General features: G+C 64.8%; 23 protein-coding genes. 16 read left to right on the forward strand and 7 right to left on the reverse strand.

Annotated elements, in window-relative coordinates:
* Nucleotides 1-13: 13 nt before the first annotated feature.
* The 6 genes from E1748_RS08275 to E1748_RS08300 all read left to right on the forward strand — a co-directional run bounded on the left by E1748_RS08275 (nt 14) and on the right by E1748_RS08300 (nt 5,560).
* Nucleotides 14-337 (forward strand): UxaA family hydrolase, encoded by a 324-nt coding sequence (locus E1748_RS08275; protein WP_133646608.1) that lies wholly within the window; start codon nt 14-16, stop codon nt 335-337.
* A 42-nt stretch (nt 338-379) separates the two neighbouring features.
* Entirely contained in the window at nt 380-1,696 is a 1,317-nt protein-coding gene (locus E1748_RS08280) for a UxaA family hydrolase (RefSeq protein WP_133646609.1), read from the forward strand.
* A 119-nt stretch (nt 1,697-1,815) separates the two neighbouring features.
* Nucleotides 1,816-2,868: an aldo/keto reductase gene (locus E1748_RS08285; protein ID WP_133646610.1), complete on the forward strand. Its 1,053-nt coding sequence runs from the start codon at nt 1,816-1,818 to the stop codon at nt 2,866-2,868.
* A gap of 8 nt (nt 2,869-2,876) precedes the next feature.
* Nucleotides 2,877-3,707, forward strand: a complete 831-nt coding sequence (locus E1748_RS08290; protein ID WP_133647300.1) for an amidohydrolase family protein — start codon at nt 2,877-2,879, stop codon at nt 3,705-3,707.
* Nucleotides 3,708-3,910: 203 nt separating this feature from the next.
* Nucleotides 3,911-4,654 (forward strand): SDR family oxidoreductase, encoded by a 744-nt coding sequence (locus E1748_RS08295; RefSeq protein WP_133646611.1) that lies wholly within the window; start codon nt 3,911-3,913, stop codon nt 4,652-4,654.
* A 57-nt stretch (nt 4,655-4,711) separates the two neighbouring features.
* The gene (locus tag E1748_RS08300; RefSeq protein ID WP_133646612.1) at nt 4,712-5,560 is read left to right on the forward strand and encodes an ureidoglycolate lyase; all 849 of its coding nucleotides are present in this window, start codon (nt 4,712-4,714) and stop codon (nt 5,558-5,560) included.
* A gap of 92 nt (nt 5,561-5,652) precedes the next feature.
* Here E1748_RS08300 and E1748_RS08305 read toward each other — a convergent pair whose 3' ends face one another.
* Together E1748_RS08305 and E1748_RS08310 are read right to left on the reverse strand one after the other, a co-directional pair.
* Nucleotides 5,653-6,123 carry a PaaI family thioesterase gene (locus E1748_RS08305; protein ID WP_133646613.1) on the reverse strand — a complete coding sequence of 157 codons (471 nt, stop codon included), beginning with the start codon at nt 6,121-6,123 and terminating at the stop codon, nt 5,653-5,655.
* A 250-nt stretch (nt 6,124-6,373) separates the two neighbouring features.
* Entirely contained in the window at nt 6,374-6,589 is a 216-nt protein-coding gene (locus E1748_RS08310) for a hypothetical protein (RefSeq protein ID WP_133646614.1), read from the reverse strand.
* Between the two features lie 249 nt (nt 6,590-6,838).
* Here E1748_RS08310 and E1748_RS08315 point away from each other — a divergent pair, with 249 nt between their 5' ends.
* Nucleotides 6,839-7,864 carry a glycosyltransferase family 2 protein gene (locus E1748_RS08315; protein ID WP_166653518.1) on the forward strand — a complete coding sequence of 342 codons (1,026 nt, stop codon included), beginning with the start codon at nt 6,839-6,841 and terminating at the stop codon, nt 7,862-7,864.
* Between the two features lie 61 nt (nt 7,865-7,925).
* Here the strand turns inward: E1748_RS08315 and E1748_RS08320 are convergent, their stop codons facing one another.
* Both E1748_RS08320 and E1748_RS08325 read right to left on the reverse strand, forming a co-directional pair.
* Nucleotides 7,926-8,147 (reverse strand): hypothetical protein, encoded by a 222-nt coding sequence (locus tag E1748_RS08320; RefSeq protein ID WP_133646616.1) that lies wholly within the window; start codon nt 8,145-8,147, stop codon nt 7,926-7,928.
* 131 nt (nt 8,148-8,278) lie between these two features.
* Entirely contained in the window at nt 8,279-8,821 is a 543-nt protein-coding gene (locus E1748_RS08325) for a DUF1003 domain-containing protein (protein ID WP_133646617.1), read from the reverse strand.
* 190 nt (nt 8,822-9,011) lie between these two features.
* Here E1748_RS08325 and E1748_RS08330 point away from each other — a divergent pair, with 190 nt between their 5' ends.
* The gene (locus E1748_RS08330) at nt 9,012-9,230 is read left to right on the forward strand and encodes a hypothetical protein (protein ID WP_133646618.1); all 219 of its coding nucleotides are present in this window, start codon (nt 9,012-9,014) and stop codon (nt 9,228-9,230) included.
* 213 nt (nt 9,231-9,443) lie between these two features.
* On the opposite strand, the gene E1748_RS08335 is transcribed toward E1748_RS08330, so the two are convergent.
* Entirely contained in the window at nt 9,444-10,544 is a 1,101-nt protein-coding gene (locus tag E1748_RS08335) for an AGE family epimerase/isomerase (RefSeq protein WP_133646619.1), read from the reverse strand.
* 167 nt (nt 10,545-10,711) lie between these two features.
* On the opposite strand from E1748_RS08335, the gene E1748_RS08340 reads away from it, so the two are divergent.
* The 6 genes from E1748_RS08340 (at nt 10,712) to E1748_RS08360 (ending at nt 15,791) form a co-directional block, all read left to right on the forward strand.
* Complete coding sequence (locus E1748_RS08340) at nt 10,712-11,398, forward strand: MgtC/SapB family protein (RefSeq protein ID WP_133646620.1); 687 nt, start codon at nt 10,712-10,714, stop codon at nt 11,396-11,398.
* A 130-nt stretch (nt 11,399-11,528) separates the two neighbouring features.
* A complete protein-coding gene (locus E1748_RS08345) occupies nt 11,529-12,773 on the forward strand; it encodes a hypothetical protein (protein ID WP_133646621.1) in 1,245 nt (414 codons plus the stop codon).
* 458 nt (nt 12,774-13,231) lie between these two features.
* A complete protein-coding gene (locus E1748_RS31435; RefSeq protein ID WP_166653519.1) occupies nt 13,232-13,390 on the forward strand; it encodes a hypothetical protein in 159 nt (52 codons plus the stop codon).
* Nucleotides 13,391-13,781: 391 nt separating this feature from the next.
* Nucleotides 13,782-14,057: a hypothetical protein gene (locus tag E1748_RS08350; protein ID WP_133646622.1), complete on the forward strand. Its 276-nt coding sequence runs from the start codon at nt 13,782-13,784 to the stop codon at nt 14,055-14,057.
* A 167-nt stretch (nt 14,058-14,224) separates the two neighbouring features.
* Nucleotides 14,225-15,169: a 3-hydroxyacyl-CoA dehydrogenase family protein gene (locus E1748_RS08355; protein ID WP_276324030.1), complete on the forward strand. Its 945-nt coding sequence runs from the start codon at nt 14,225-14,227 to the stop codon at nt 15,167-15,169.
* A 10-nt stretch (nt 15,170-15,179) separates the two neighbouring features.
* Nucleotides 15,180-15,791, forward strand: coding sequence for a flavin reductase family protein (locus E1748_RS08360; RefSeq protein ID WP_133647302.1), 612 nt, complete (start codon nt 15,180-15,182; stop codon nt 15,789-15,791).
* Between the two features lie 48 nt (nt 15,792-15,839).
* Here E1748_RS08360 and E1748_RS08365 read toward each other — a convergent pair whose 3' ends face one another.
* Nucleotides 15,840-18,335 carry a heavy metal translocating P-type ATPase gene (locus tag E1748_RS08365; RefSeq protein WP_133646623.1) on the reverse strand — a complete coding sequence of 832 codons (2,496 nt, stop codon included), beginning with the start codon at nt 18,333-18,335 and terminating at the stop codon, nt 15,840-15,842.
* 117 nt (nt 18,336-18,452) lie between these two features.
* Nucleotides 18,453-19,094, reverse strand: a complete 642-nt coding sequence (locus E1748_RS08370) for an FMN-binding negative transcriptional regulator (protein WP_133646624.1) — start codon at nt 19,092-19,094, stop codon at nt 18,453-18,455.
* Nucleotides 19,095-19,456: 362 nt separating this feature from the next.
* On the opposite strand from E1748_RS08370, the gene E1748_RS08375 reads away from it, so the two are divergent.
* Entirely contained in the window at nt 19,457-20,896 is a 1,440-nt protein-coding gene (locus E1748_RS08375; RefSeq protein WP_133646625.1) for a DUF1254 domain-containing protein, read from the forward strand.
* 277 nt (nt 20,897-21,173) lie between these two features.
* On the forward strand, nt 21,174-24,956 hold the full coding sequence (locus E1748_RS08380; protein ID WP_133646626.1) for a DUF748 domain-containing protein: 3,783 nt from the start codon (nt 21,174-21,176) through the stop codon (nt 24,954-24,956).
* Nucleotides 24,957-25,136 lie beyond the last annotated feature (180 nt).

A 25,136-nucleotide genomic window follows, 5' to 3' on the forward strand; every position in this document is an offset into this window, starting at 1 on the left:
CCCGGAGAATCCTTTGAGCAGTTCATCGAACACCGACCCGCGCCTGATCCTGCTGAGCCCGCAGGACAACTGCCTGATCGCAGGGGCGCGGCTCGAAGCGGGCACGGCGCTCGACATCGAAGGCGAACGCGTGACGCTCGCGAAGACCATCGATCTCGGTCACAAGGTCGCGCGCCACGCGCTGTCGAAAGACGACAAAGTGCTGCGCTACGGCGCGGTGATCGGCCACGTGACGGGACCGGTCGCGCGCGGCGAGCATCTGCACACGCACAACCTCGAGAGCGACTATCTGCCCACCTATACGCACGATGCGGGCCACGAGTTCGTGCATCACTGAACGTGCATTACTGAAGCGGCCACGCGCCGTGCTGGAACGATCATGACCGAAACATCCGTAGCAACGCCTGCTGCCGAACCCGTGCTGCAGGGCTGGCTGCGCAGCGACGGGCGCAAGGGCATCCGCAACGTCGTCGCGGTGGCTTATCTTGTCGAATGCGCGCATCACGTCGCGCGCGAGATCGTCGCGGAGTTCCGCGAACCGCTCGACGCATTCGATGCACCCGCCGCCGACCGCGAGCCGCCTGTGCATCTGATCGGTTTTCCCGGCTGCTATCCGAACAGCTACGCGGAAAAGATGATGCAGCAGCTCGCGACGCATCCGAACGTCGGCGCGGTGCTGTTCGTGTCGCTCGGCTGCGAGAGCATGAACAAACACTTCCTCGTCGATGCCGTGCGCGCGAGCGGCCGGCCCGTCGAGGTGCTGACCATTCAGGAGAAAGGCGGCACGCGCAGCACGATCCAGTACGGTGTCGACTGGGTGCGCGATGCGCGGCGGCAACTCGCGGCACAGCCGCGCGTGCCGATGGCGCTCGGCGAACTGGTGATCGGTACGATCTGCGGCGGCTCGGACAGCACCAGCGGGATTACTGCGAATCCGGCCGTCGGCCGCGCATTCGATCAGTTCATCGACGAGGGCGCGACCTGCATCTTCGAGGAAACCGGCGAACTGGTCGGCTGCGAATTTCACATGAAGACGCGTGCAGCGCGGCCCGAACTCGGCGACGAGATCGTCGCGTCTGTTGCGAAGGCGGCGCGTTATTACTCGATTCTCGGACACGGCAGCTTCGCGGTCGGCAACGCGGATGGCGGGCTCACGACGCAGGAAGAGAAATCGCTCGGCGCGTATGCGAAGAGCGGCGCATCGCCGATCGTCGGCATCGTGAAGCCCGGCGACGTTCCGCCGACCGGCGGCCTCTATCTGCTCGATGTCGTGCCCGACGGCGAACCACGCTTCGGCTTTCCGAACATCAGCGACAACGCGGAGATCGGCGAGCTGATCGCGTGCGGCGCGCATGTGATTCTGTTCACGACCGGGCGCGGCTCGGTGGTCGGCTCGGCGATCTCGCCGGTGATCAAGGTGTGCGCGAATCCGGCGACGTACCGCAACCTGTCCGGTGACATGGACGTCGACGCGGGGCGGATTCTCGAAGGGCGCGGCACGCTCGACGAAGTGGGTCGCGAGGTGTTCGATCAGACCGTCGCGGTCGCGCAGGGTGCGGCGTCGAAATCCGAATCGCTTGGGCACCAGGAATTTATTCTCACGTACAAGACGTTCGAGCCCGTTGGTCCTGCGTGCTTGCCGTCGAGCGCGGCGCCGCGCGGTGGACATCGCGTCGTGGAGATTGCACCGCATTGAGCGGCTTGCATTGAGCCGTCGCGCCGAACACGCGACAATAAGCACACGGAACCGAGCGCAACGTACGCCACGGCCGGCCACGAGGCTGGCCGTTACCGTTTCATGATGGAGACAACGGCATGACAGAAGGAGTTCGACCGGCGGGCTCGTCGCGCGTCGCGCAACGACGCAGCATCGGCACACGCGGGTTGCAGGTGACGGGACTCAGTCTTGGCACCGCGCCGCTCGGCGGGCTGTATCGCGACCTGTCCGACGATGAAGCGCAAGCCGCCGTCGACGCCGCGTGGGACGTCGGCGTGCGTTACTTCGACACCGCGCCGCACTACGGTCACACGAAGGCCGAGCATCGGCTGGGTCATGCGCTGCGCCGCTATCCGCGCAGCGACTACGTGCTGTCGACGAAAGCCGGACGACGCTTCGTGCCGCGCACCACACCGTACGACGGCAGCGAAGGCTGGCAGAACCCGCTGCCGTTCGAAGCGCACTACGACTACACGCACGACGGCATCCTGCGCTCGTTCGAAGACAGTCAGCAGCGGCTCGGCATCGTCGATATCGACATCCTGCTGATTCACGACATCGGCCACGTCACGCACGGCGATCGCAATCCGCACTACTGGAATCAGCTGACCACGGGCGGCGGCTTTCGCGCGCTCGACGAACTGCGCTCGGCGGGCGCGGTAAAGGCAGTGGGTCTCGGCGTCAACGAAGGCGCGGTGATTCTCGACGCGCTTGCTGAATTCGACATCGACTGCGCGTTGCTCGCGGGCCGCTATACGCTGCTCGAACAGGCGACGCTCGACGATCTGCTGCCTGCCTGCACCGCGCGCAACGTCGGCATCCTGCTCGGCGGTGCGTTCAATTCGGGGATCCTCGCGCGTGGCGTGCAGGGCGATCTGAAGTTCAACTATGGTGAGGCGCCGCCCGAGATCATCGAGCGCGTTGGGCGGCTCGAAGCCGTGTGTCGCGCGCACGATGTGCCGCTCGCGGCCGCTGCGTTGCAGTTTCCGTACGCGCATCCGGCGGTCGTCACGGTGCTGACTGGCGCGCGCAATGCTGACGAACTGAACGAGAACGTCGCGTCGTTCGAACGCGCGATTCCTGCCGCGCTGTGGCGCGCACTGCGCGATGAAGGGCTGATCGATTCGCGCGCACCGTTGCCGGAGGCCTGAACGTGGCGATGCAGATCGATGCGCACCAGCATTTCTGGGACCCCGCACGCGGCGATTACGGCTGGCTCACGCCGTCGCTTGCGCCGCTCTACCGCACGTTCGGTCCTGCCGATCTCGCGCCGTTGCGCGAACGCGCGGGCATTGCGAAATCGGTTGTTGTGCAGGCGGCGCCGACCGTCGATGAAACGCGTTATCTGCTCGAACTCGCACGCGACGAAGCGTCGGTGGCGGGTGTGGTCGGCTGGGTGCCGATGCTGCTGCCCGACACGCCCGCGCTGATCGGCGAACTCGCCGCGCAGCCGAAGTTCAAGGGCGTGCGGCCGATGCTGCAGGACATCCCCGACGACGACTGGATCGCGAACCCGGAGCTCGCGCCGGCCATCGACGCGCTGCTCGCGCACGACCTCGCATTCGACGCATTGATTTTCGCGCGCCACGTCGTGCCGTTCGAAACGTTCGCGACGCGCTTTCCGACGCTGCGCATCGTCGTCGATCACGGCGCGAAGCCGCCGATCCGCGACGGCCGTGCCGGCTGGCAACCGTGGGCCGACGGCATCGCGCGGCTCGCGCGTCTGCCGAACCTGCACTGCAAGCTGTCGGGGCTCGCGACCGAAGCGTCGGCGGACTGGACCGTCGATACGTTGCAGCCGTATGTCGATCATCTGCTCGCGTGCTTCGGCGCCGAGCGCTTGATGTGGGGCAGCGACTGGCCGGTGCTGAACCTGAACGGCGACTACGCACAGTGGCACGCGGCAACCGACCGGTTGCTGCGCGCGCTGCCGGCCTCGCAACGCGACGCGATTTTCGGCGCGAACGCGGCTGCGTTCTATCGTCTGTAATGCAGACGTGTGTTTCTTTTTCTGTTTCCCCTGTGCGTCGCGTGTCACGCACCGCGCACTTGTGCGAAGCTTTGCGCGATGCCTGTCCGCCTGCTGCAACAGCGGACAGCAACGCCTTCCTTTCGAACCGGTAACGGCACACGTATGACGCGCGCGCTGCAATACCGGGTATGACGCAAATGCCATTTCAACTGGAGCCGTAGATGATACAAAGACTGGCCGGGAAGACGGCCCTGATCACCGCCGCAGGACAAGGCATCGGTCTCGCGACGGCGGAACTGTTCGCGCGGGAAGGCGCGCGCGTGATCGCCACCGACATCCGCATCGATGCGCTCGCCGGCAAGCCGGTCGAAGCGCGCAAGCTCGACGTGCGCGACGGCGCGGCAATTACCGCGCTCGCCGCCGAGCTGGGCCCGATCGACGTGCTGTTCAACTGCGCGGGCTACGTGCACGCAGGCTCGATTCTCGAGGCGAGCGAAGAAGACTGGGACTTCGCGTTCGATCTGAACGCGAAGGCGATGTACCGCACCATCCGCGCGTTTTTGCCGGGCATGCTCGAGAAGGGCGGTGGTTCGATCATCAACATGTCGTCGGCGGCATCGAGCGTGAAGGGTGTGCCGAACCGCTTCGTGTACGGCGCGTCGAAGGCGGCCGTGATCGGATTGACGAAGGCCGTTGCTGCGGACTTCGTTGCGCGTGGTGTACGCTGTAACGCGATTTGCCCGGGCACCGTGTCGTCGCCGTCGCTCGAACAGCGGATCGCCGAGCAGGCGGCCGCGCAGAACGCGTCGGTCGACACCGTGCAGGCCGCGTTCGTCGCGCGCCAGCCGATGGGTCGCGTCGGCAAGCCGGAAGAGATCGCAGCGCTCGCGCTGTATCTCGCCTCCGACGAATCGGGGTTCACGACGGGCCATGCGCATGTGATCGACGGCGGCTGGTCGAACTAGCCCGCCACGCATTTGTTTTCTTGTTCGAAGGTCATTGGATAAAGAGGAAGTGTCACGATGAAGCTGCTTCGTTATGGACCGAAAGGTCAGGAAAAGCCGGGCCTGCTCGATGCGCAGGGCAAGATCCGGGATCTGTCGAAGGTGGTGGGCGATATCGACGGCGACGCGCTGACCGATGCGAGTCTCGCGAAGCTGCGCGCGCTCGACCCGGCATCGCTGCCGGTCGTCGAAGGTAATCCGCGTCTCGGGCCGTGTGTCGGCAAGATCGGCAAGTTCGTCTGTATCGGTCTGAACTACGCGGACCACGCGGCCGAATCGAATCTGCCAGTGCCGAGCGAACCCGTCGTGTTCAACAAGTGGACGAGCGCGATCACCGGTCCGAACGACAACGTCGAAATTCCGCGCGGTTCGAAGAAGACCGACTGGGAAGTCGAACTGGGCGTGGTGATCGGCAAGCCGGCGAAGTACGTCGACGAAGCGAACGCACTCGATTACGTCGCGGGCTACTGCGTGATCAACGACGTGTCCGAACGCGAATGGCAGATCGAGCGCGCGGGTCAGTGGGACAAGGGCAAGGGTTTCGATACGTTCGGCCCGATCGGTCCGTGGGTCGTTACGCGCGACGAAGTACCCGATCCGCAGAACCTCGGCCTGTGGCTTGAAGTGGACGGCCACCGCTACCAGAACGGCAGCACGAAGACGATGGTGTTCGGCGTTGCGAAGCTCGTGTCGTATCTGTCGCAATGTATGAGCCTGCAACCCGGCGACGTGATCTCGACCGGCACGCCCCCGGGCGTCGGCATGGGCGTGAAGCCCGCGCCCGTGTACCTGAAGCCGGGTCAGACGATCCGTCTCGGCATCGAAGGCCTGGGCGAGCAGCAGCAGACGACGTACGCGGCGGAATAAGCGTTTGCGTAGTTGATAGACGTGTATGTGGAACGGGCCGCTCGTGTGAGCGGCCCGTTTTTCGTTGTGCGCTTATTCACTACGACCCGCCGCTACGACTCCCCTTCGCCGTCGCCCTTCGTCGGTGCCCAGCCCGGCGCGCTCGTTTCGGTGCCGTCGCCGATCCGGTTGATCGTTCCCTGCGCGACCGCGATGAGCCGTTCCTCCCGATCATCCAGCACGAACAGGTTGCACTGGCAGGTCGCGTGATGGCGGCCCGCGTAGATCACGCGGGCTCGCGCAAGCAGCATGCCGCGCACGGCCGGCCGCAGATAGTTGATCTTGTATTCGCCGGTGACGACCCGCGGGCCGAGCGCGAGCGCTCCCGCGAAGGTCAGCGCGTTATCCGCGAGATAGCTGAGGACGCCGCCGTGGACGAATCCGTGCTGCTGCTTCAGCTCGTCGCGGATCGGCAGGCAGAGCGTGAGTTCTTCGGTGCCGACGTGCATCAGTTCCGCGCCGAGCAGCACGCTGAACGGCTGTGCATGCAGCGCGGCGCGCGCCCGATCGAGGAGATCTGTCATCGCCGGCTCCTTCGGGCTGTGCCCGCACTGGTTGTACCCACTCTAGGAAGTCGCGGCGCGCTGCGTCAAGGTGATTCGAAAAAATCGTCTGAGGATTGGTACGGGGAATGGCGGGTGGCGGGGGCGGCTGGACAAAGAAAAACCGCCATGCAGGCCCTGCATGGCGGTGTGTCGGTTCTGGGTGCTGCTGCGGGGTATTTCGGGAATCGTTTCGCGATTGATGTCGCGATTGGCTCCGACCCGCTACGGATTACGTCGTCGACGCGTCCGCGTCCGGTGCAGCCGTGTTGTTGTCTGCCTGGTCTTCCTTCTTCTCGACGAGGCCTTCGACTGCTTCGGCGCCCTTGAAGCCCGCTACTGCCGCGAGACCTTTCGTCAGCAGACCCGCATCCGGATCGACTTTTTCTGCAGCTTCGACAGCCGCCACCGCGCCTGCAATTTCACCTACCGTGTTCAGGATGCCCATGGTCATCTCCATCGAGGTTGAGAACGTGAGCGGGCATCCTCTCACGAACGAAAACGCGTAGCTATGTCTATAACAATCGTTAACGCTGCTTACAGCTGAACGTTACAAAAGGCCTGCAAAACAAGGCACAAACGCATCGATCGCAACTCCGACTACGAAGCACGAACGTATGAGGGCCTGCGTACCGATGCTACGATGAACTCGCGCCCCACGCGTTATTTTCGATCGGACCCCTGCATAAGGACTGCCATGAAAATATCGATTGCGATGGCCGCCTACAAAGGTGAACGCTTTATCCGCGAACAGCTGGACAGCATTGGCCGGCAAACGCTTCCACCGTTTGAACTCGTCATTACCGACGACAGTCCCGACAGCGGCACGTACGACATCGTGACCGACTTCGCTCGCAGCGTCGCGTTTCCGGTGCGCATCGTCCGGAACGAACAGCGTCTTGGGTTTCACGAAAATTTCTTCAAGGCGATCTCGCTGTGCAGCGGCGATTTCATCGCGTTCTGCGATCAGGACGACGTGTGGGCCGACAACAAGCTCGAGCGTGTCGCGAAGGAATTCGAGGATCCCGACGTGATGCTGGTCGTGCACGGCGTGAACGTGGTCGATGCCGGGCTGAACGTGCGCGCCGATCACACAGCGGATCACTGGTCGTATCGCGGCGTCCACGATCCGCTGACGACGAACCCGTGGTACGTGCTGTTCGGCATGTCGACGGTGGTGCGACGCTCGATCTACGAATACATCGACTGGCGCGAACGTCCCGAGCATCCGGTCGATCCCGGCTATCCGATGTCGCACGATACGTGGGCGTGGTTCGTCGCGACGTCGCTGGGCAAGATCGCGGCGATCGACGATCCGCTCGTGCTGTATCGACAGCATGGCGACAACAGCTGCGGCGTGGCACCCGATCGCGATCTCGGCGACAAGGTGAAGATGGCACGCACCGCTGGCGAGACGCACTATCGCAGGATGGCGACGTCGGCGCTCGCGCGTGCGGAGAAACTGCGCAACGTGTCGGCCGATGCGCCTTCTTCGATCCGGCAACGCGCTGCGGTGGCCGCGGATTACTATCGACGGCTCGGCGAACGGTTGCAGCGACGCGCGGAGCTATACAACGAGACGACGTCGCGGATCGGTCGCGCCGATACGGTGCTGCGTCTGTTTGCAGGCGGCGCGTATGGACCGATCGATAGCGGCGGCCTCGGGCATCGCGCGTTGTTGAAGGATGTGCACGCGACGGTGTTTCATGTCAGTGCGGAGTGAGCGATAGCCCTGCGTTTAGCGCACGCATGACGCGTGGCAGATCGATGACGTGTCTGCTGCATCACTGCAATTCACGCGGATCCGCCGCTCCATCGAGACGCAAACGCCGCAGCAGATCGCGGCCACGCGTCGTCAATTCGAGCGTCGAGCCGCGCGGATCGCGTCCGCGCACCTCGACGAGTTCGTAACGGCACAGCGCGAGCATGTCGGAATCGAATTCCTCGAAGCGCAGGTTCGTGTCGCGCAACAGCAGCAGGGTGGCAAGTTCGTGATGACTCAGCATGCGAAACCTCGTGACAGCGCAGGCAATACCGACATGCTAGCGACGCTACGCGACCGTTTGGCTACAGCGTTCTTTCGAACCGTTACGCTGGAAAGATTGTGCGGCGAGCTGCCACGAGTGGCTACAAGTGGCTACGAGTTCGCGGCGATGAACTTGCGATGCATGTCGCTCGTCAACACTTCGATGCGTTCGCTCAGCTGTCGCGTGAGTTCCGTGAGCTTCGTGTTCTGTTCGAGCAACGCGGCGAGTTGTGCGGTCTGTGCGGCCATCTGCACTTCGCGCTGTTCCGAGGCCTGCGCGAGTTCTTCGCGATGCTGCGCATCCGCGTCGGTGTGCGCCTTGTCACGATCGGCCTGACGTGTTTGCGCGAGCAGGATCAGCGGCGCGGCGTAGGCCGCTTGCAGGCTGAATGCGAGGTTCAGCAGAATGAACGGATAGATGTCGAATTTCGTCATGCCGGTCACGTTCGCGACGATCCAGATAAACACGATCACCGTCTGCGCGATCAGAAACGTCGGTGTACCGAAGAATCGTGCGAACGCTTCGGCTTTCAGTGCGAACCAGTCGTCGCCGAACGGAGATGACAGATGTGCGTAAGGCAGATGAAACCGCAGATGACGGACGTGCCGGTGATGCTCATGGGCTTCGGTGGGAGACGGGTTCGGCTCGTTCATGGCGTGGTCCTGTGGAAGGGAGAACGACGAGGGAAAGCGCACGCCATCGTAGCGCACCGTGCTACGAAATTCATCGTAAAAGCGCGTGTGAAGTGCTTTTGTAATGGGCCGGATGGGCGGGGTAAAATGACTTGTCTGGGTACGCGTTGCACTCCGCGACGCGCATCCGTCATCCTCCACCGGTGCCGCGATGAAAACGCCCCCTGTCAAAGAACGGACTCGCCGTCGTCCGTCGCCTGTCATGCTGAACGTGCTGACCGCGCTCGTCGGCATCGTGACGCTCGCCGCCGGTATCGGCTGGCTCGTGTATAGCTGGTTCGTCGATCTCGAAGTGCCTTACTTCGCGATTCCACTCGTGATGTGCGTGCCGGTGATCGTGGCGGTCGCGTTCCGGAATTGCTGGGATTGAAGCGACGCGGTTCTGCGATTTGGGTGGCTCGCAAATTTCTCTGCGTCCGCGATCGTTCGATCGTGCGTTAGCGTCGAGTTTTTGAGGGACTGTCTGCAGTGACGCTGCTGCTCGATGCGAACGGCAATCGCTGCGCTAAACACACGCTAGACGCGCCGCGTATTCAACGAGGAATGCGTCACCGGGTACGTGCATGCAGCACACGTACCGTCATCACATCGGCAACGCCGCGTACGCAGTAGCGAGATGGTACGGCGTAGTAGACGGCAGATCCGCACGCGCGATCGCACCATCCGGCGTCTTGCATTCGAACCAGCCCTGCGGCTGCAGGAAACGCTCGCGAAAGCGCGCGATCTGCTGCGGTAGTGCAGCTTGCACGGTGACGTCGTCGTGCGTCGCGAGCGCGCGCAGGTATTCGCTCTGTGCCCAGATGCGCTGTGTCGCGTCCTTCACGTTGCCGTCTTCATCGAGTGCCGCGTGCACGGCGCCCGTCGTCGTATCGATCCCGTGTTGCTGGGCGAACGCGAACGCACGCGTCAATGCAGCATCGAGACCCGTTCGATTAAAGAGCGCGCCCGCACGGCGCACGAGCCAGAACCATTCGAACTGATGACCAGGCTCGAGCCGGTTATCCGGTTGCCCTAGCGGTAGCTCGGCAATGCAACCCGTCGGCGCATGCACGAAGGTCCGTTCGATCGACGCGCCGAGTTGCGCAAGCGCATCGTCGAATGCCGCGTCGCCGGTTGCATCGCGCGCGGCGAGCCACGCTTCGGTGAGGTGCATCAACGGGTTTTGTAGCGGCGTGCCGGTGACTGTCTTGAACGATGCATCGAGTGCCGCGTTGAGCAGCCCCTCGCGCGCGGCGAAGCGTTCGCCGATCAGCGCGGACGTGCGCTGCACGATGTCGAGCGCATCGCGATTGCCGCTGCGCGCACCGTATTCCGCACACGCGAACACGACGAACGCATGCGTGTACAGGTCTTTAGTCGTGTCGAGTGGCGCGCCTTTTTCGTCGACGCTGTAAAACCATCCGCCACGTGCGCTGTCATGAAAGTAGCGGCGCAGTGCATCGAACAACGCATCGGCGTGCGCGGCGTCGCCTGCCTGCGAAAATACGAATAGCTGGCGCGCACAGGCCATCGCGCGGTAGCGTACGACAGGCATCGGTGCGCGGCCGTCGCCCTGCATCGCTTCGAACGGCAGGCCGAGCGCGGCGTTGAAGCCGGGGCCGCGCCAGAGCGGCAGCACGACGCGTGCGAAATGTTCGCGCAGCGGCGCGGCGGCGGAAGCGGACGAGGCGGCGGATGGGTTCATGCGGCGGTTCGGGTGTCGACGGGATTCGGAGGTGCACGGAGTGGCGACGTGCGTCAGCCGGCCGGCTTCGCACGTCGAGCCCAAGGATAAAGCAAACGGCCAACCGTCGCGAGCATCCTGCCGGAAGGGTTGAAGCGGTTTCATCGATATCGATAAGGAGAAAAACCATGCTGGGAAACGTCGAACTCATTTCCCGACTGATGCTTGCGGCCGCGCTCGGCAGCGTGATCGGCTTCGAGCGCGAACGGCTCTCGTGGGCTGCGGGATTGCGCACGCACATGCTCGTGTCCGTCGGCTCCGCGCTGATCATGATGGTGTCGGCGTTCGGTTTCGCGGACGTGCTGAACGGCGATCACGTCGTGCTCGATCCGTCGCGGATGGCTGCGCAGGTCGTGTCGGGCATCGGCTTTCTCGGCGCGGGGTCGATCCTGCTGCGTGGCGAGATCGTGCGCGGACTGACGACGGCCGCGAGTCTGTGGTCGGTCGCGGCGATCGGTCTCGCGGTGGGTGGCGGACTGTACACCGCGTCGATTGCGGCGACTGTGATCATCCTGATCATTCTTGCGGGCATCAAGCCGATCGAGCGGCGTTTCATCACGGTGAGGCAGCGGCGTCAGCTCACCTTGCTGGTCGAGCGCGGCTCGATGACGTTTCACTCGGTGCATGACGCGCTCGGTGCGGCGAGTCCGCGCGTCAAGCAGTTCGTGATGCAGCAGAGCGACGATGCACCCGATCTCGACGAGGTGATGATCACGCTGCATCGCGTGTCGGCGACCGAGTACGCGGCGATCTCGCAGCAGCTGCGGCAACTGCCGTGCGTGAAGGAATTTCGCGAGGAAGGCCCGACTCCCTGAGGCGCGCGCGTGCGGCCGTGCGACAATGCGGTCTTGAAAAAACCGGCGGCCTCGCGGCGGCGACCGGCGCCTGAGTCCTGGCGACGACCGCTCGCGCAACCGTCACTTCATCGCACCTGTACGTACCCGCATGACAGATTCCGCAGATCCCGCAGCATCCCCGACGACCCGTTCGCGCCGCGCCGGCGCAACGCAGGCACAACCGTCGCCTGTCTCGACCGATACCGAAAACAAGCTCGCGCGCGCGGCCCGTTCCGCGCAGCGTCTCGCACAACTGAGCGACGTCCCCGCCGACGACAGCACGCTCGACCTGTTCCCCGACGATCCCACGCGCGCGACGCTGCAGGCGATGAACATCGATGTTCGTCAGGGCACGCTGTCGGGCTTCGAATTGCCCGATGTCGTGCGGGTCGCGGTCGGCGTGTCCGATCACGCGACGCCTGGCGTAGACACGAAGACTGCACGTCGTGCGACGCGTCCGGCCAGAACGGAAGACGAGGTGTCGTCGTCCGTGTCGGGTGCAGTTCACGATATGTGGAATCACGAGCCGGCGGCGCAGACGGCATCGGCTGAAGCGGGTGTAGAGACGGCTTCCGTCGATGATGCGGCTCGTGAGAAGACTGCCGAAGGAGAGGCTGACGGCGCAACGCCGTCGTCGATGGCGGCGGCGAGCGTCGTGCGCAGTGTGGCTGCGCTGCGGCAGCTGGGTGAGGGCAGTAGTGCGGAGTCCGAGGCGCCCGCACCTGCGCCGGTTTCAGCCAGCCGAACCACACCGCCACCGCCGCAGCGTTTTGCCGCGACGTTCGCGAAGGCTGCATCCGCGTCGCGTGAAGCAGAGGAAGCGTCGGCCGGTTCGCGCGACGGCACGCCTGCAGCATCAGAGACGCCTCCCATCCAAACGACGTTTCGCCCGCCCGCGCCCACGGTCTCGCACGAGACCACGCGCGACACGCCGGAACTCGATCGCGCCCGCGCTACCGCATTCGCCGATACCGTCGATGCGTTGTACGGCGTGATCGCCGATCAACGACGCGGCGCACTCGATCACTCGCGCCGGATGAAGTGGATGCTGTCGATCGTGGTGGCGGCGTTGCTCGTCACCGTGGTCGTCGGTATCGCGCAGACGATGCTGCTGATGCGCCTCGCGCGCAACACGGCGTTCCAGCAACAGCGCATCGAACAGATGATGCTGAACCAGCAGGCCACGCTCGCGACGCTGCTCGATACCGATTCGGCAACCGTGTCGGCACCGGCGGTCACGCCGCCTGCGCCTGCAGCAGCGGCTCCTGCGCCGTCGCATCCGGCCACTGCCACCCGGCACCCGGCGAAGAAGACCGCGCATTCGCACAAGCCGAAGCCGACGAACGCACACTGACTCGCGTGCGTCGCTGCGCACATGGCGTACCGTACCGCGCACGTACTTTCCGATCGTTATCGAAGTAGCAGAAGTGGCGCGAGGCCTCGCGCCGCTTCCTGCGCGGGCGCCGACGCCGTCGTGCGACCGGGCATATTCCCAACGTATCTCATCGACCCGCCACGGACCTTACGGCCGGAACACGCACAACCCTCGGAGATGCCGGCGCGCCCCGTGTGACAGCCATTTCCGGCGCGTTCAGACAGGCCAGCCCGGCACCTCGCCGCGTCTGTCCTGACGGTCGCGTCGAAAAACAGCTCCAGATAAACCCGTTGCATTGGCGCAACGCACCAACCCCTGTGCAGCCGTGCGACAACCCGTCACGCAAAGAAATGCTGCGTCGCACTAGACATTCTATAGGGAAAACCCTATGATGCGTCTTAAGGGAAAACCCTAGCATTCATTAACCGGGAGTCGCCATGAGCTTTATCCTCGCACTGTTTCAAAAGGTCAGCGGCCTCTTCGCGTCGCCGCATCTGCCGCTGGACTCGGATTACTCGTACGAAGCGCGCGCACGCGAAAACCTGCGTATGCGCCAGTCGCAGTCCACGCTGTTCGGCATTCGCCTGATCGACTAAGCGTCGGCTATACGGCAGACGCGCTGCGGCCCACGCCGCGCACGTTGCCGGACACAAAGCCTGACGTTGAAACGCGGCACATCCCCTCAAGGATGTGCCGCGTTTCCGTTTTTGCGCGCCGCGTTTCGTCTTACCCGATATTTCGAGCGCGAAATGGATGTAACGGCCGCTGACCGGCGCGCCGTCGATGGTCGTTCGGCAATCGCATCCGAAGCCCGCAAAAATACGGCCTTACCCTGTCGCACGGTGTTTTCGCTTCCCGTTTATCGTGAAATCTGCTCTTACAAGTCCTCACGTATTCACGATGAATGCGTCGTTAAAGTGGATTTCAAGCGCGGGGTCAACGCAACCGACCCCCTCGCGACAAACCTGAAAAAACGGGAGGTGTTCCATGAAGACACGCAACAGGATTTCGCAGACGATCATCGCGGCCGCCGTCGCAGGCAGTGCGCTGCTGGCAGCCGGTAGTGCATTCGCGCAGGCCGGTCCGCCGCCGGCGATGTACGACCAGGCGCGCATGATTCCGGTGGGTGTGCAGGTCAACATCGGCTGGCATGGCGACCGCTACTGGGACGGCCATCGCTATTGGGCACACGACGAGTGGATGCACCGTCATCCGCACGATCAGGGTCCGCGCCACGATCATCGTCCGCCGCCGCGCTATTGAGCGGCAGGCCATGAGTAGTGAACCCGACGCGGCGTGGGGCGGTGTCGGGTAGCAGGACCAGCAGGGCTGGCGTCCGCGAGGATCGCCGGCCCTTGCTGCATCTGGCGTCCGGAAAAGACGCGTTACGCTATGCTTTCAGGTCTTTATCGAAGCGCCGGGAGCGTAGCTTGAACAATCAGAACAATGCCGGCGCCCTTGCGCCGACCACCGTCATCGGTGTGGTGGGCAGCGGGTTGATGGGTGTCGGGATCGCGACGCAAGGCGCGTTGCACGGCTATCGCACGTTGGTGCATGACGTCGACGCCGAACGTCTCGCGGGCGTCGAAGCGAAAGCGGCTGCGGTGCTCGACGAACTGATCGACGCGGGCCGCATCGACAGCGCCGCGAAAACAGCCGCGCTGTCGCGCATCGAAACGCATGTGCAGCTCGATGTGATGTCCGATGCAGACTTCGTGATCGAAGCCGTCCCCGAAGTATTCGAACTGAAGCAGCGTCTCTACGCGTCGCTCGACGGCCTGCTCGCCGACGACGCGATTTTCGCGAGCAACACCAGCGGCTTTCCGCCCGACCGTCTCGCGGCCGCGTTGAGCGCGCCCGAGCGTTTTCTGATCGCGCATTTCTGGAATCCGCCGCACATGATCCCGCTCGTCGAAGTCGTGCCCGGCACGGCCACGTCGGCGGATGTCACGCAGCGCACCGTCGCGCTGATGGAGGCGATCGGCATGGAAGCGGTCGTGCTTGCGAAAGCGATTCCCGGTTTCATCGGCAACCGGCTGCAGTTCGCGGTGTTGCGCGAGGCGCTGAACATCGTGCGCGCGGGCGTCGCGACGCCGGAGGTCGTCGATCGCGTGATGAAGGCGTCGCTTGGACGCCGCTGGGGTATCGTCGGGCCGCTCGAAAGCGCGGATCTCGGCGGACTCGATACGCTGTTCAATGTCGGCACGCATCTGCTGCCCGAACTCGCGAAGGATGAAGATGTGCTCGAACTGCTACGCGAACGGGTCGATGCAGGGAACGTCGGCGTGCGCAGCGGTCAAGGTTTTTACGAATGGGACGACGCGCGCATCGCGCGTGTGAAGGCGCTGCGCAAGCGCGTAATCGGCGGGGGTTAATACGATGACGATGTCGCATCATTTCTACGACCCGATGCAAGGGCATGGGCTGCCGCACGATCCGTTCAAGGCGATCGTCGCGCCGCGCACGATCGGCTGGATTTCGACGTGCGATACCGACGGTCGTCCGAACCTCGCGCCGTACAGTTTCTTCGGCGCGTTCGCGACGTTTCCGCCGATCATCGGTTTCTCCAGCGAAGGCTACAAGGACAGCATCCGCAACATCGAGGCGACCGGCGAGTTCGTGTGGAATCTCGTGACGAAGCCGCTCGCCGAACAGATGAACCGCACGTCGGCGCCGGTCGCGCCCGGCGTCGACGAATTCGCGCTCGCGGGTTTGACTGCCGTGCCCGGCCGCAACGTGAACGTGCCGCACGTCGGCGAGACGCCGGCCGCGCTCGAATGCCGGTTGTTGCAGGTGATCCGTCTGAACACGCTCGACGGCACGCCGATGGACAACTTCCTCGCGCTCGGTCAGGTGGTCGGCGTTCACATCGACAACGCGTATCTGAAGGATGGCCTGTTCGACACGCACGCCGCGCAGCCGGTGATGCGGGCGGGTTATCGCGCGGACTATGCGGAGATCGGCGCGATGTTTCAGATGTTCCGGCCGACTGCTTGATCGTTCGACTACGCGCCGCTTTGTCACGAACAGAGCGGCGCGCGCAACTTACTTCACCCCCCGCCACCCACGCAGCAGCAACGCATTCGCCACAACACTCACGCTCGAAAACGCCATCGCCGCACCGGCGAGCATCGGATCCAACAACCCGAACGCCGCGAGCGGAATACCGATCAGGTTGTAGACGAACGCCCAGAACAGGTTCTGCCGGATCTTGCGCCACGTGCGCCGCGAGATATCGATCGCGTCCGCGACGAGCGTCGGGTCGCCGCGCATCAGCGTGATGCCGGCTGCCTGCATCGCGACGTCGGTGCCGGTCGCCATCGCGATGCCGAGGTCGGCGGCGGCGAGCGCGGGCGCGTCGTTGATGCCGTCGCCGGCCATCGCGACGATACCCGCCGAACGGATCTTCAGATCGCGTATCACGCGCGCCTTGTCGTCGGGCAACACCTGCGCGTGGTACTCGTCGATGCCGAGCGCCGCCGCGACGTTTGCCGCGCTGCCTTTGTTATCGCCGGTCACGAGGACACTCTTCACACCCATCCGCGCGAGCCGCTCGACCGCTTCGCGCGCGCCGGGTTTCAGCGTGTCGCCGAACGCGATCAAGGCGAGTACCGATGCGCTATCGACACCGTCCGCACCGAAATCGATCAGCCACGACACCGTGTTGCCCGCCTGTTCGAGCGCCTGCGCGCGCGTCGCGAGTTCGGACGGCGGCGTGACGTTCAACTCGGCGAGCCAGCCGCTGCTGCCGATGCCGATACGGCGCTCATTGATCTGCGCCTCGACGCCGCGTCCCGGCACTGCGCGAGCCTGCGCCGCCGTATGACGTAGCGCTTCACCTGCATCCTTATGTGCATCGACGACCGCTTTCGCCAACGGATGATCGCTATGCCGCTGCACCGCAGCCGCCAGCGCGAGCGCTTCGTCACGCGCGATGCCTGCCGATGTCTCGAATGCCGTGACCGAAGGCCGCCCAACGGTCAGCGTGCCGGTCTTGTCGAACGCGACGATGTTCACCTGATGCGCGATCTCGAGCGCTTCCGCATCCTTGATCAGCACGCCGCGCCGCGCAGCCGCGCCGGTGCCGGCCATTATCGCGGCGGGCGTCGCGAGACCGAGCGCGCATGGGCACGCAATCACCAGCACCGCGACCGCATCGAGGATCGCGGTTTCCACCGATGCACCGGCCAGCAGCCAGCCAACCAGCGTGATCGCCGCGATCGCTAGAATCGCCGGCACGAAGATCGCGCTCACGCGATCGACGAGCCGTTGGATCGGCGCCTTCTCCGCCTGCGCGGTTTCGACGAGCCGGATGATACGCGCGAGTGTCGTTTCGGCGCCGGTCGCGGTCGTCGTGATCGAGATAGCGCCTTCGCCGTTGATCGAGCCGGCGGTCACCGGGTCGTCGGGTTGCTTCGGCACCGGCAGACTTTCGCCGGTGATCAGCGATTCGTCGATGTGCGTGCGCCCGTTCAGCACCTTGCCGTCGACCGGCACGCGCTCGCCCGGCCGCACCGCGACGATCATGCCGACACGCACCTGCGCGAGCGGCACGTCGTGTTCGCGTTCGCCGACGACGATGCGCGCCCGCTCCGGACGCAGCGCGTTGAGCGCGCGGATCGCGTCGGTCGTGCGGCGTTTCGCGCGCGCTTCGAGCCACTTGCCGAAACGCACGAGCGTGATCACGACCGCCGACGCCTCGAAGTACAGATGCATCGTGTCGCCCGGATGCGCGAGCAGCCCGTACACGCTGACGCCATAAGCCGCCGACGTGCCGAGCGCGACCAGCAGATCCATATTGCCCGCGCCCGCGCGGACCGCGCGCCACGCGGCGCGATAGAAGCGCGCGCCGAAGCCGAACTGGACGACGGTCGCGAGCGCGAGCTGGAGCCAGCCGGGCAGTGTGACTTCGAAGCCGGGCCCGGAAAACATCGGTGCAACCAGCGGCAGCGTCAGCAGCGCCGACACGATGACCGCAACGAGTTCGCGCCGGGCGGCGACAGCGGCGATGGCCGCGCGGTCGGGTGCTGTCTCCAGGGCTGGTGTGTCGACGAGCGGCGTCGCTTCGTAACCGGCCTTCGTCACCGCAGCGACGAGCGCATCGAGCGATACGGTGTCGTTCAGATCGACGGTCGCTTTTTCGGTCGCGAGATTCACCGACGCGTGCGCGACGCCCGGCACTTTCGCGAGCGCCTTCTCGACGCGCATCGCGCACGACGCACACGTCATCCCACCGATCGCGAGTTCGGCCGAGTGCGCAGCGGTGTCCGCCGCGCTCGCTTCACGCGCGACCGGCGTCGCGTCGTAGCCCGCTTTGCGGATCGCGTTCACAAGTGCGTCGGCAGCAACGGACGCAGTCGCATCGACGGTAGCGCGTTCAGTCGCGAGATTGACGGACGCGCGCGCAACGCCCGGCACTTTCGCGAGCGCTTTCTCGACGCGCGTCGCGCACGCCGCGCAGGTCATTCCGCTGATATCGAATTCCGCCTGCCGGTCAGAGGCGTCGGCGGGGCGTTCGGAGGGGGCAAGGTCGGTGGTCATTGCATGGTTCAGTCGGCTGGCGGCATCTCGCCGTACGATGAACCCAGTATCGACCTTCCCATGATGGGAAGGTCAAGGACACGCGCTAAATTCATGCGGGCAACGCGTCCAGCCGCGCTAGAACGCCGGCGGCGCGTCGCGCATTGCCTGACCGACGGCCTGTTGCGCGTCGCTGTCGCGGGCAATGAGGGTATCGGACGCGCCGCGGCGGTCGGCGGCTTCCTTGTTCTGGCTCAGCTTCCATTTGCCGACGATCCGCGTCACCTCGATCTCGATCCCGACGATCGCGCCGAGCATCTGCTGGATGTAATCGGGCGGCGCGTCGCCCATCTTCCACGGTTGCGCTTCGCCGGCTTCCATCTTCCGCGTGAGCCGCGCGACGAGTCCGCGCAGGAACGTCTCGTCGTCGTGCACGACGATCCGCCCATGCGCATGGACGACCATGTAGTTATAAGTCGGCACCTGGCGATGCGTGGCGTGCTTGCTCGGATACCACGTCGGCGACACGTACGCGGCGGGGCCCTGGAAGATCACCAGCGCATCCGGTGCGGCCGCCGCTTCCTGCCACACCGGATTCGCACGCGCGACGTGTGCGCGCAGTGTGCCGTGCGGTCCGCGCGCCGTGTCGAATTCGAACGGCACGTGGTTCGCGTCGAGCCCCTGCGGGCTAACCGTGACCAGCGCGCCGAGCGGCTGATCGGCGATCAGTGCCTGCAGGACTTCGGGACGGTTCTCTTCGAAGTGGGCGGGGACATACATGAGGCGCTCCGGGGACGGACGGATGATGGCGAAAAAATCAGGGTGAAATGCGCTAACAAAAAACGGCCGAAAAAAACAGCCGAAAAAATCGCGGCAATAACAATGAAAGCCAATGAAAGCAGACAGGCGATGCGCGACAGGTTCACCTGAAAGTACCGCGCAAAAGCCCGAACGTACAGCAAAAACTCGCGGCAACAAGATGACAGCGGCGTGTCCCCACGATCGTACTTGCTTCGCCGCCACGGATACGATAAAACCCGTTGTCGGAGTCGGTGGCACGGCGGTTCGCCAATGAGCGGGGGCTCAGCGGGCATGGCCGGCCCGGTCCGCATCATTTCACCGAACGCCGTGTCACCCATCGAATGATAAAAAATCGCCGAGCTTCATTTTCGCTTCACCGGACCTGCGTGTCGCTCGCAGGCCTTGCGTTCCTCGCCGGCTGTGCCGCCACACCCGGAACCAGTCCGAAGTCCACTGGCTGGATCAAGGATGAGGTCGCCGACTCGTACGTCTTCGGTTATCCGCTCGTGCTGATGAGCGTCGCGCGCGACGCTGCAGTCGGCGACGACATCGGTCAGGCGCCGGTCAACACGCTGCGTCACGCACAGGCGTTGCCGCCTGTCGGCGCGTCGAACCCGACCACGCCGAGTCTCGACACGCTCGACTCCACCGGCTGGCTCGACGTCGGCAACGAGCCGGTGCTGCTGTCGCTGCCCGACTCGCACGGCCGTTACGTCGACGCCCGCGCGCTCGATATGTGGACTAACGTCGTGTGGTCGACCGGCGCGCAGACCGTGGTTCGACCTGCGGGTCTGAAGGCGCAAACGATTGCGTTCGTCGGTCCGGGCTGGCAAGGCGATCTGCCGAAGGGCGTGAAGCGCTTCGACGTGCCGACCCGCAACCTGTGGCTGACTGTGCGCATCCAGTCCGCCGGCACACGCGATCTCGCGGCCGTGCGCAAGCTGCAGCGCGCGATCCGTCTCGCGCCTTTGAGCGCGTATGTCGCGAGCGACGCACGCACGTCGTCGGCTGCATCGACTGGTGCAGCATCCGCGCCGCGCGGCGGCAATCCTGCCGATGCCGCGCCGCCCGCGACACCGTCCGCGCAGGTCGCTGCGTTCGACGCGAGCACCTTCTTCAACCGGCTCGCCGATGCGCTGCCGGACAACCCGCCGTCGCCCGCCGATCCGCACGCATTGAAGACGCTGTCCGATCTCGGCGTGACGCCCGGCGCACCGGCCGCACTGCCGACCGGCGCAAGCGATGCGATCGCCGCCGGTCTCGCCGACGGTCACGACCGCGTCGCGACGCCGCCGACGAACCTGCTGAACGCGAACGGCTGGAGCTGGTTCGGCGACGGTGTCGGCAACTATGGTCCCGACTACGGCCTGCGCGCGTATGCGGCGTTCGCGCAGCCGGGTATCGGCACGAAGGACGACGAAGTGCGCGCGACCGTATCGCTCGACAGCGACGGCCATCCGCTGAACGGCGCGAACCGTTATCTGATCCACTTCGCGCCGAACCAGCTGCCGCCGGTGCGCGGCTTCTGGTCGGTGACCGCGTACACGAAGGACGGTGCGCTCGGCGAGAGCGCGCCGGCGCATATCGCGGTCGGCGATCGCAACGGCGTGCGGCGCAATCGCGACGGTTCGGTCGACGTGACGGTATCGGCGGTGCGCACGAAAGCCGGCAACTGGCTGCCGGCACCGCGCGCCGACTTCCAGTTGATGATGCGTCTGTACGCGCCGAAGCCGCAGGCCACCGACGGTTCGTGGTCGCCGCCGGCAGTGGTGCGTCAGTAGGGCATCTCGAAGGGTATCGAGTAGTACGCTTTTAATCGTGCAGTTCGCCCGGCCACGCAAGCGGCCGGGCATGCCGTCTCCGGCGGATGCAGCCTGTCCGGAGCACGGGCACGCCGATGCGCACCACATGGTGCGATGGCTGTCGCAGTGAAACTGTCGCAGTGAGATTTCTTTCGGTTTGCCTGTCTCGAAATTTCCAGGACGTATACTTCGTCCAGTCTGGACTTTCGTAGTATCGCGGCGGCGTGGCCGCCGCATCACCGGTGAACGAACACGCATGGCAAGCCTCGATAAAGCAAAGCTCGCTTCTTCCCTTCAGGCTGTGCGCAACGTCGCGCACGCTCGCCGCACGCGGCGCATCCTGATCGGCCTGTTGATCTTCCTGGTCCTGTTCGGGCTCTTCGGTTTCTTGGCGGCACCGCCGCTGATCCGTCATATCGCCGAGCAGCAACTGAGCAAGCAACTCGACCGGCCGGCCACCATCGGCCGCATCGCGCTCAATCCGTACACGCTCAATTTCGAAGCCGATAGCGTGCATATCGGCGAGCGGGGCGGTGCCGGCGATTTCGTCGACATTGCGCGGCTGATCGTGCGGCCGTCGTGGTCGTCGCTGTTCCGTGCGGCGCCGATCGTCGATGAAGTGCAGGTCGATTCGCCGCGTTTCCACATCATTCGCTACGACGCGCAGCGCTTCAATTTCACCGACCTGATCGAGAAGTTCTCGAAACAGCCGTCCACGCCGTCGAGCAAGCCGACGCTGTTCTCGGTGTCGAACATTCGCGTCGAAAACGGCCGGATCGATTTTGACGACCGCCTGCTCGGCATGAAGCACGTTATCGATCAATGGAAGCTCGGCATTCCGTTCATCGCGACGCTGCCGTCGAAGACCGACATCTTCGTGCAGCCGCTGCTGCGCGCGCGTATCGACGGCAGCCCGCTCGCAATCGACGGCAAGACCAAGCCGTTCGCGGCATCGCGCGAATCGGAAGTGGCGCTGCGCTTCGACGGCCTCGACGTGCCGCAACTGCTGTCGTACGTACCGACGAAGCTGCCGGTCACGGTGCGCACCGGCAAATTGTCGAGCGATCTGAAGCTGAACTTCGTGATGTCCGGCGATGCGCCGACGCTGAGCGTCACCGGCACCGTCGATCTCGCTGACGTCGATGCACGCGATGCGCAGAACGCGCCGTTCGTGTCGGTGCATCAGCTGCACGTCGCAGCGGGGATGCTCGAGCCGTTGAAGAACGTCTATCGTTTCGACGATATCCGTATCGATGCGCCGACCGTCGCGCTTGCTCGCGATAAGGCCGGGGTGTTGAGCGTGCAGAAGATGTTTGCACCGGCGCCGGCAACGGCTGCAGCATCGACACCCGCCGCAGCGTCAGCTCCGGCGAAAGCAGCGGCAGCATCCGGCGCCGCGTCCACACCCGCAGAAGCTAACGACGCAGACAAAACCCCCGCCCCGCTCGACCTGTCGATCAAGCGCTTTGAACTCACCGACGGCACCGTGAACTTCCGCGACGACTCGGCTGCGCAGCCGGTCGCGCTCAACGTCACGCAGATGTCGGCAACGCTCGCCGACTTCGCGATGCTCGCGAAAACGCCCGCGCACTACGCGTTCGCCGCGTCGTTGAAGCAAGGCGGTTCGGTCGCGGCGTCGGGCTCGTTCACGCTCGCGACGCAAACCGCCGACGCGAAGCTCGACGTGAAGTCGTTGCCGCTGCCGCTCGCGCAACCGTACCTCGCGTCGGCGACGTCCGCGCGGATCGCGGACGGCACGGTGTCCGCCGCCGTGAACCTGAACACGAACTGGGGCAAGTCGCCCCTCGACTTGAAGGTCAGCGACAGCACCGTGACGTTGCAGTCGCTGAAAGTGAACGCGGCCGATTCGAAAGAGCCGGCGCTCGCGCTCGCGCAGGCCGACGCGAAGATCGGCCAGGTCGATGTGGCTGCGCAGAAGGCAACGGTGTCGAGCGTCGATGTGACGGGGCTCGTCGTGAACGCGCGCCGGATGAAAGACGGCCGCATCGATCTCGCGGAACTGGCGAACCCGCCGCACGGAGTGGCGGCGCAGCGTGAAGCGCGGCCCGCAGCAAAGGCATCGTCATCGTCGAAAGACGCCGCATGGCATTACACGATCGGCGAGCTGAACCTGAAAGACGGCACCGCGAACTTCACCGACGAAACGACGCCGCGTCCGGTGAAACTCGCCGTCACGCCGATCCAGCTGAAAGTGCAGCAGATCAGCGACGATATGAGCCACCCGCTGCCGATCGATCTGCACGCCACATTGAATCGCAAGGGCACGCTCGGCGTGACCGGCAACGTCACCGCGAGCCCGCTGAAACTCGCGCTGAAAATCGACGCGAACCGGCTCGACGCGGCGGCGTTCGAACCGTACTTCGGCGGCAAGCTGAACGCGACCATCGCGAGCGCGTTGCTGAACGCGAGCGGTGACGTCGCGCTTTCGCAGGCGAAGGCGCTGGACGTGACGTATCGCGGCGACGTCGCGCTCGTCGACGTGCGGATGCTCGACAAGGCGACCTCCGATCCGTTCGCCGGCTGGCGTTCGCTCGCGCTGACGAACCTCAAGGCGCGCTACGACGAACACGGCACCGACGTCGACGCGGGCCGCGTCACGTTCTCGAATTTCTACGGACGCGTGTTGCTCGACGCGCAGGGCAAGCTGAACCTGAGCGATGTCGTCGCACACGAAACCGGCGAGGCGCAGTCGCTGACGCGCGACAAGAACGCGAAGGGCGAGCCGATTCCGCTGACACCGCAGGCCGCATCGGAAGCGGCCGTCTCGGCGCCCCGTCCCGCATCGGGCCCGGCGCCGACGGTGACCGCCGCGACGCCGCCGCAAAGTCCGGTGAAGCTGCATTTCGGCCAGCTGCTGCTGCAGGATGGCCGCGTCACGTACACCGACAACTTCATCAAGCCGAACTACACGGCGAACCTCGTGAGCATCACCGGCAAGATCGGCGCGTTCGGTACGCAGTCGACGGTGGCTGCACCCGTCGACGTCGCCGCGAAGCTCGCGGCGAACGGACCGCTGTCGATTCGTGGCACGGTCAACCCGCTGATCGCGAAGCCCGCGCTCGATCTGACCGCAAGCGCACACGACATCGAGCTGACCAACCTCACGCCGTATGCGGCGAAGTACGCGGGTTATCCGATCACGAAGGGCAAGCTCAACGTCGATCTGCACTACAAGCTCGACAACGACCAGCTGACCGCGAACAACCACATCTTCATCGACCAGCTGACGTTCGGCGATCACATCGACAACGACACCGCGACGAAGCTGCCGGTGCGCCTCGCCATTTCGCTGCTGAAAAACTCACGCGGCGAAATCGACGTGAACATTCCGGTGTCCGGCTCGCTGTCGAACCCCGAGTTCAGCATCGGCGGGCTGATCTGGCATGCGGTGCTGAACCTGCTGCAGAAGGCGGTGACCGCACCGTTCTCGCTACTCGCGAACGCGTTCGGCGGCGGTGGCGAAGAACTCGGCTACGTCGAGTTCGATCCGGGCTCGGCGAAGCTGTCCGATGCGGCGACGAAGAAGCTCGACACGATCGCGAAGGCGCTCGCGGACAAACCGTCGGTGAAGATCGACCTGATCGGCCGCGTCGATCCGGCCGCCGACGAACCCGCGCTGCGCACCGCGTACGTCGAACGCCTCGTCAAGCAGCAGAAGATCAAGGACACGGTGGGCAATGGCGAAAGCGTCGATACGTCGTCGGTGACGGTCGATCCGGGCGAGTACGACAAGTACCTCGCGAAGGCGTACAAGTCGGCGGACTTCAAGAAGCCGCGCAACTTCGTCGGCCTGACGAAAACGCTGCCCGCCGACGAGATGAAGGCCGCGATCGCCGAGCATGCACCGGTCAACGACGCGTCGCTGCGCGACCTCGCGCAACGGCGCGCGCAAAGCGTGCAGCAGTACTTCGACGGCAAGATCGACAGCAGCCGGATCTTCATCGTCGCGCCGAAGTTGACTGCGGACGGCATCAAGGACAAGGGCGCGGCGACGCGGGTGGACTTTGGGTTGAAGTGACGGCGGTTCACGCGTGAAGCTTCGTTCGCGGTGGGACGGCAGACAACGGGAGAGCGGTATGCCGGCCAGCGCGCTATGTCCGACGTTGCAGTTCGTGCCGCTTCCGTTCACCAGGAAGGCGTGGGATGCCGGCGATTGCCATGTGCGACGTCTTGGCCCGCATCGTTTCCGTTCAACGAG

Origin of the sequence: Paraburkholderia flava, assembly GCF_004359985.1 — a bacterium.
GTDB lineage: Bacteria > Pseudomonadota > Gammaproteobacteria > Burkholderiales > Burkholderiaceae > Paraburkholderia > Paraburkholderia flava.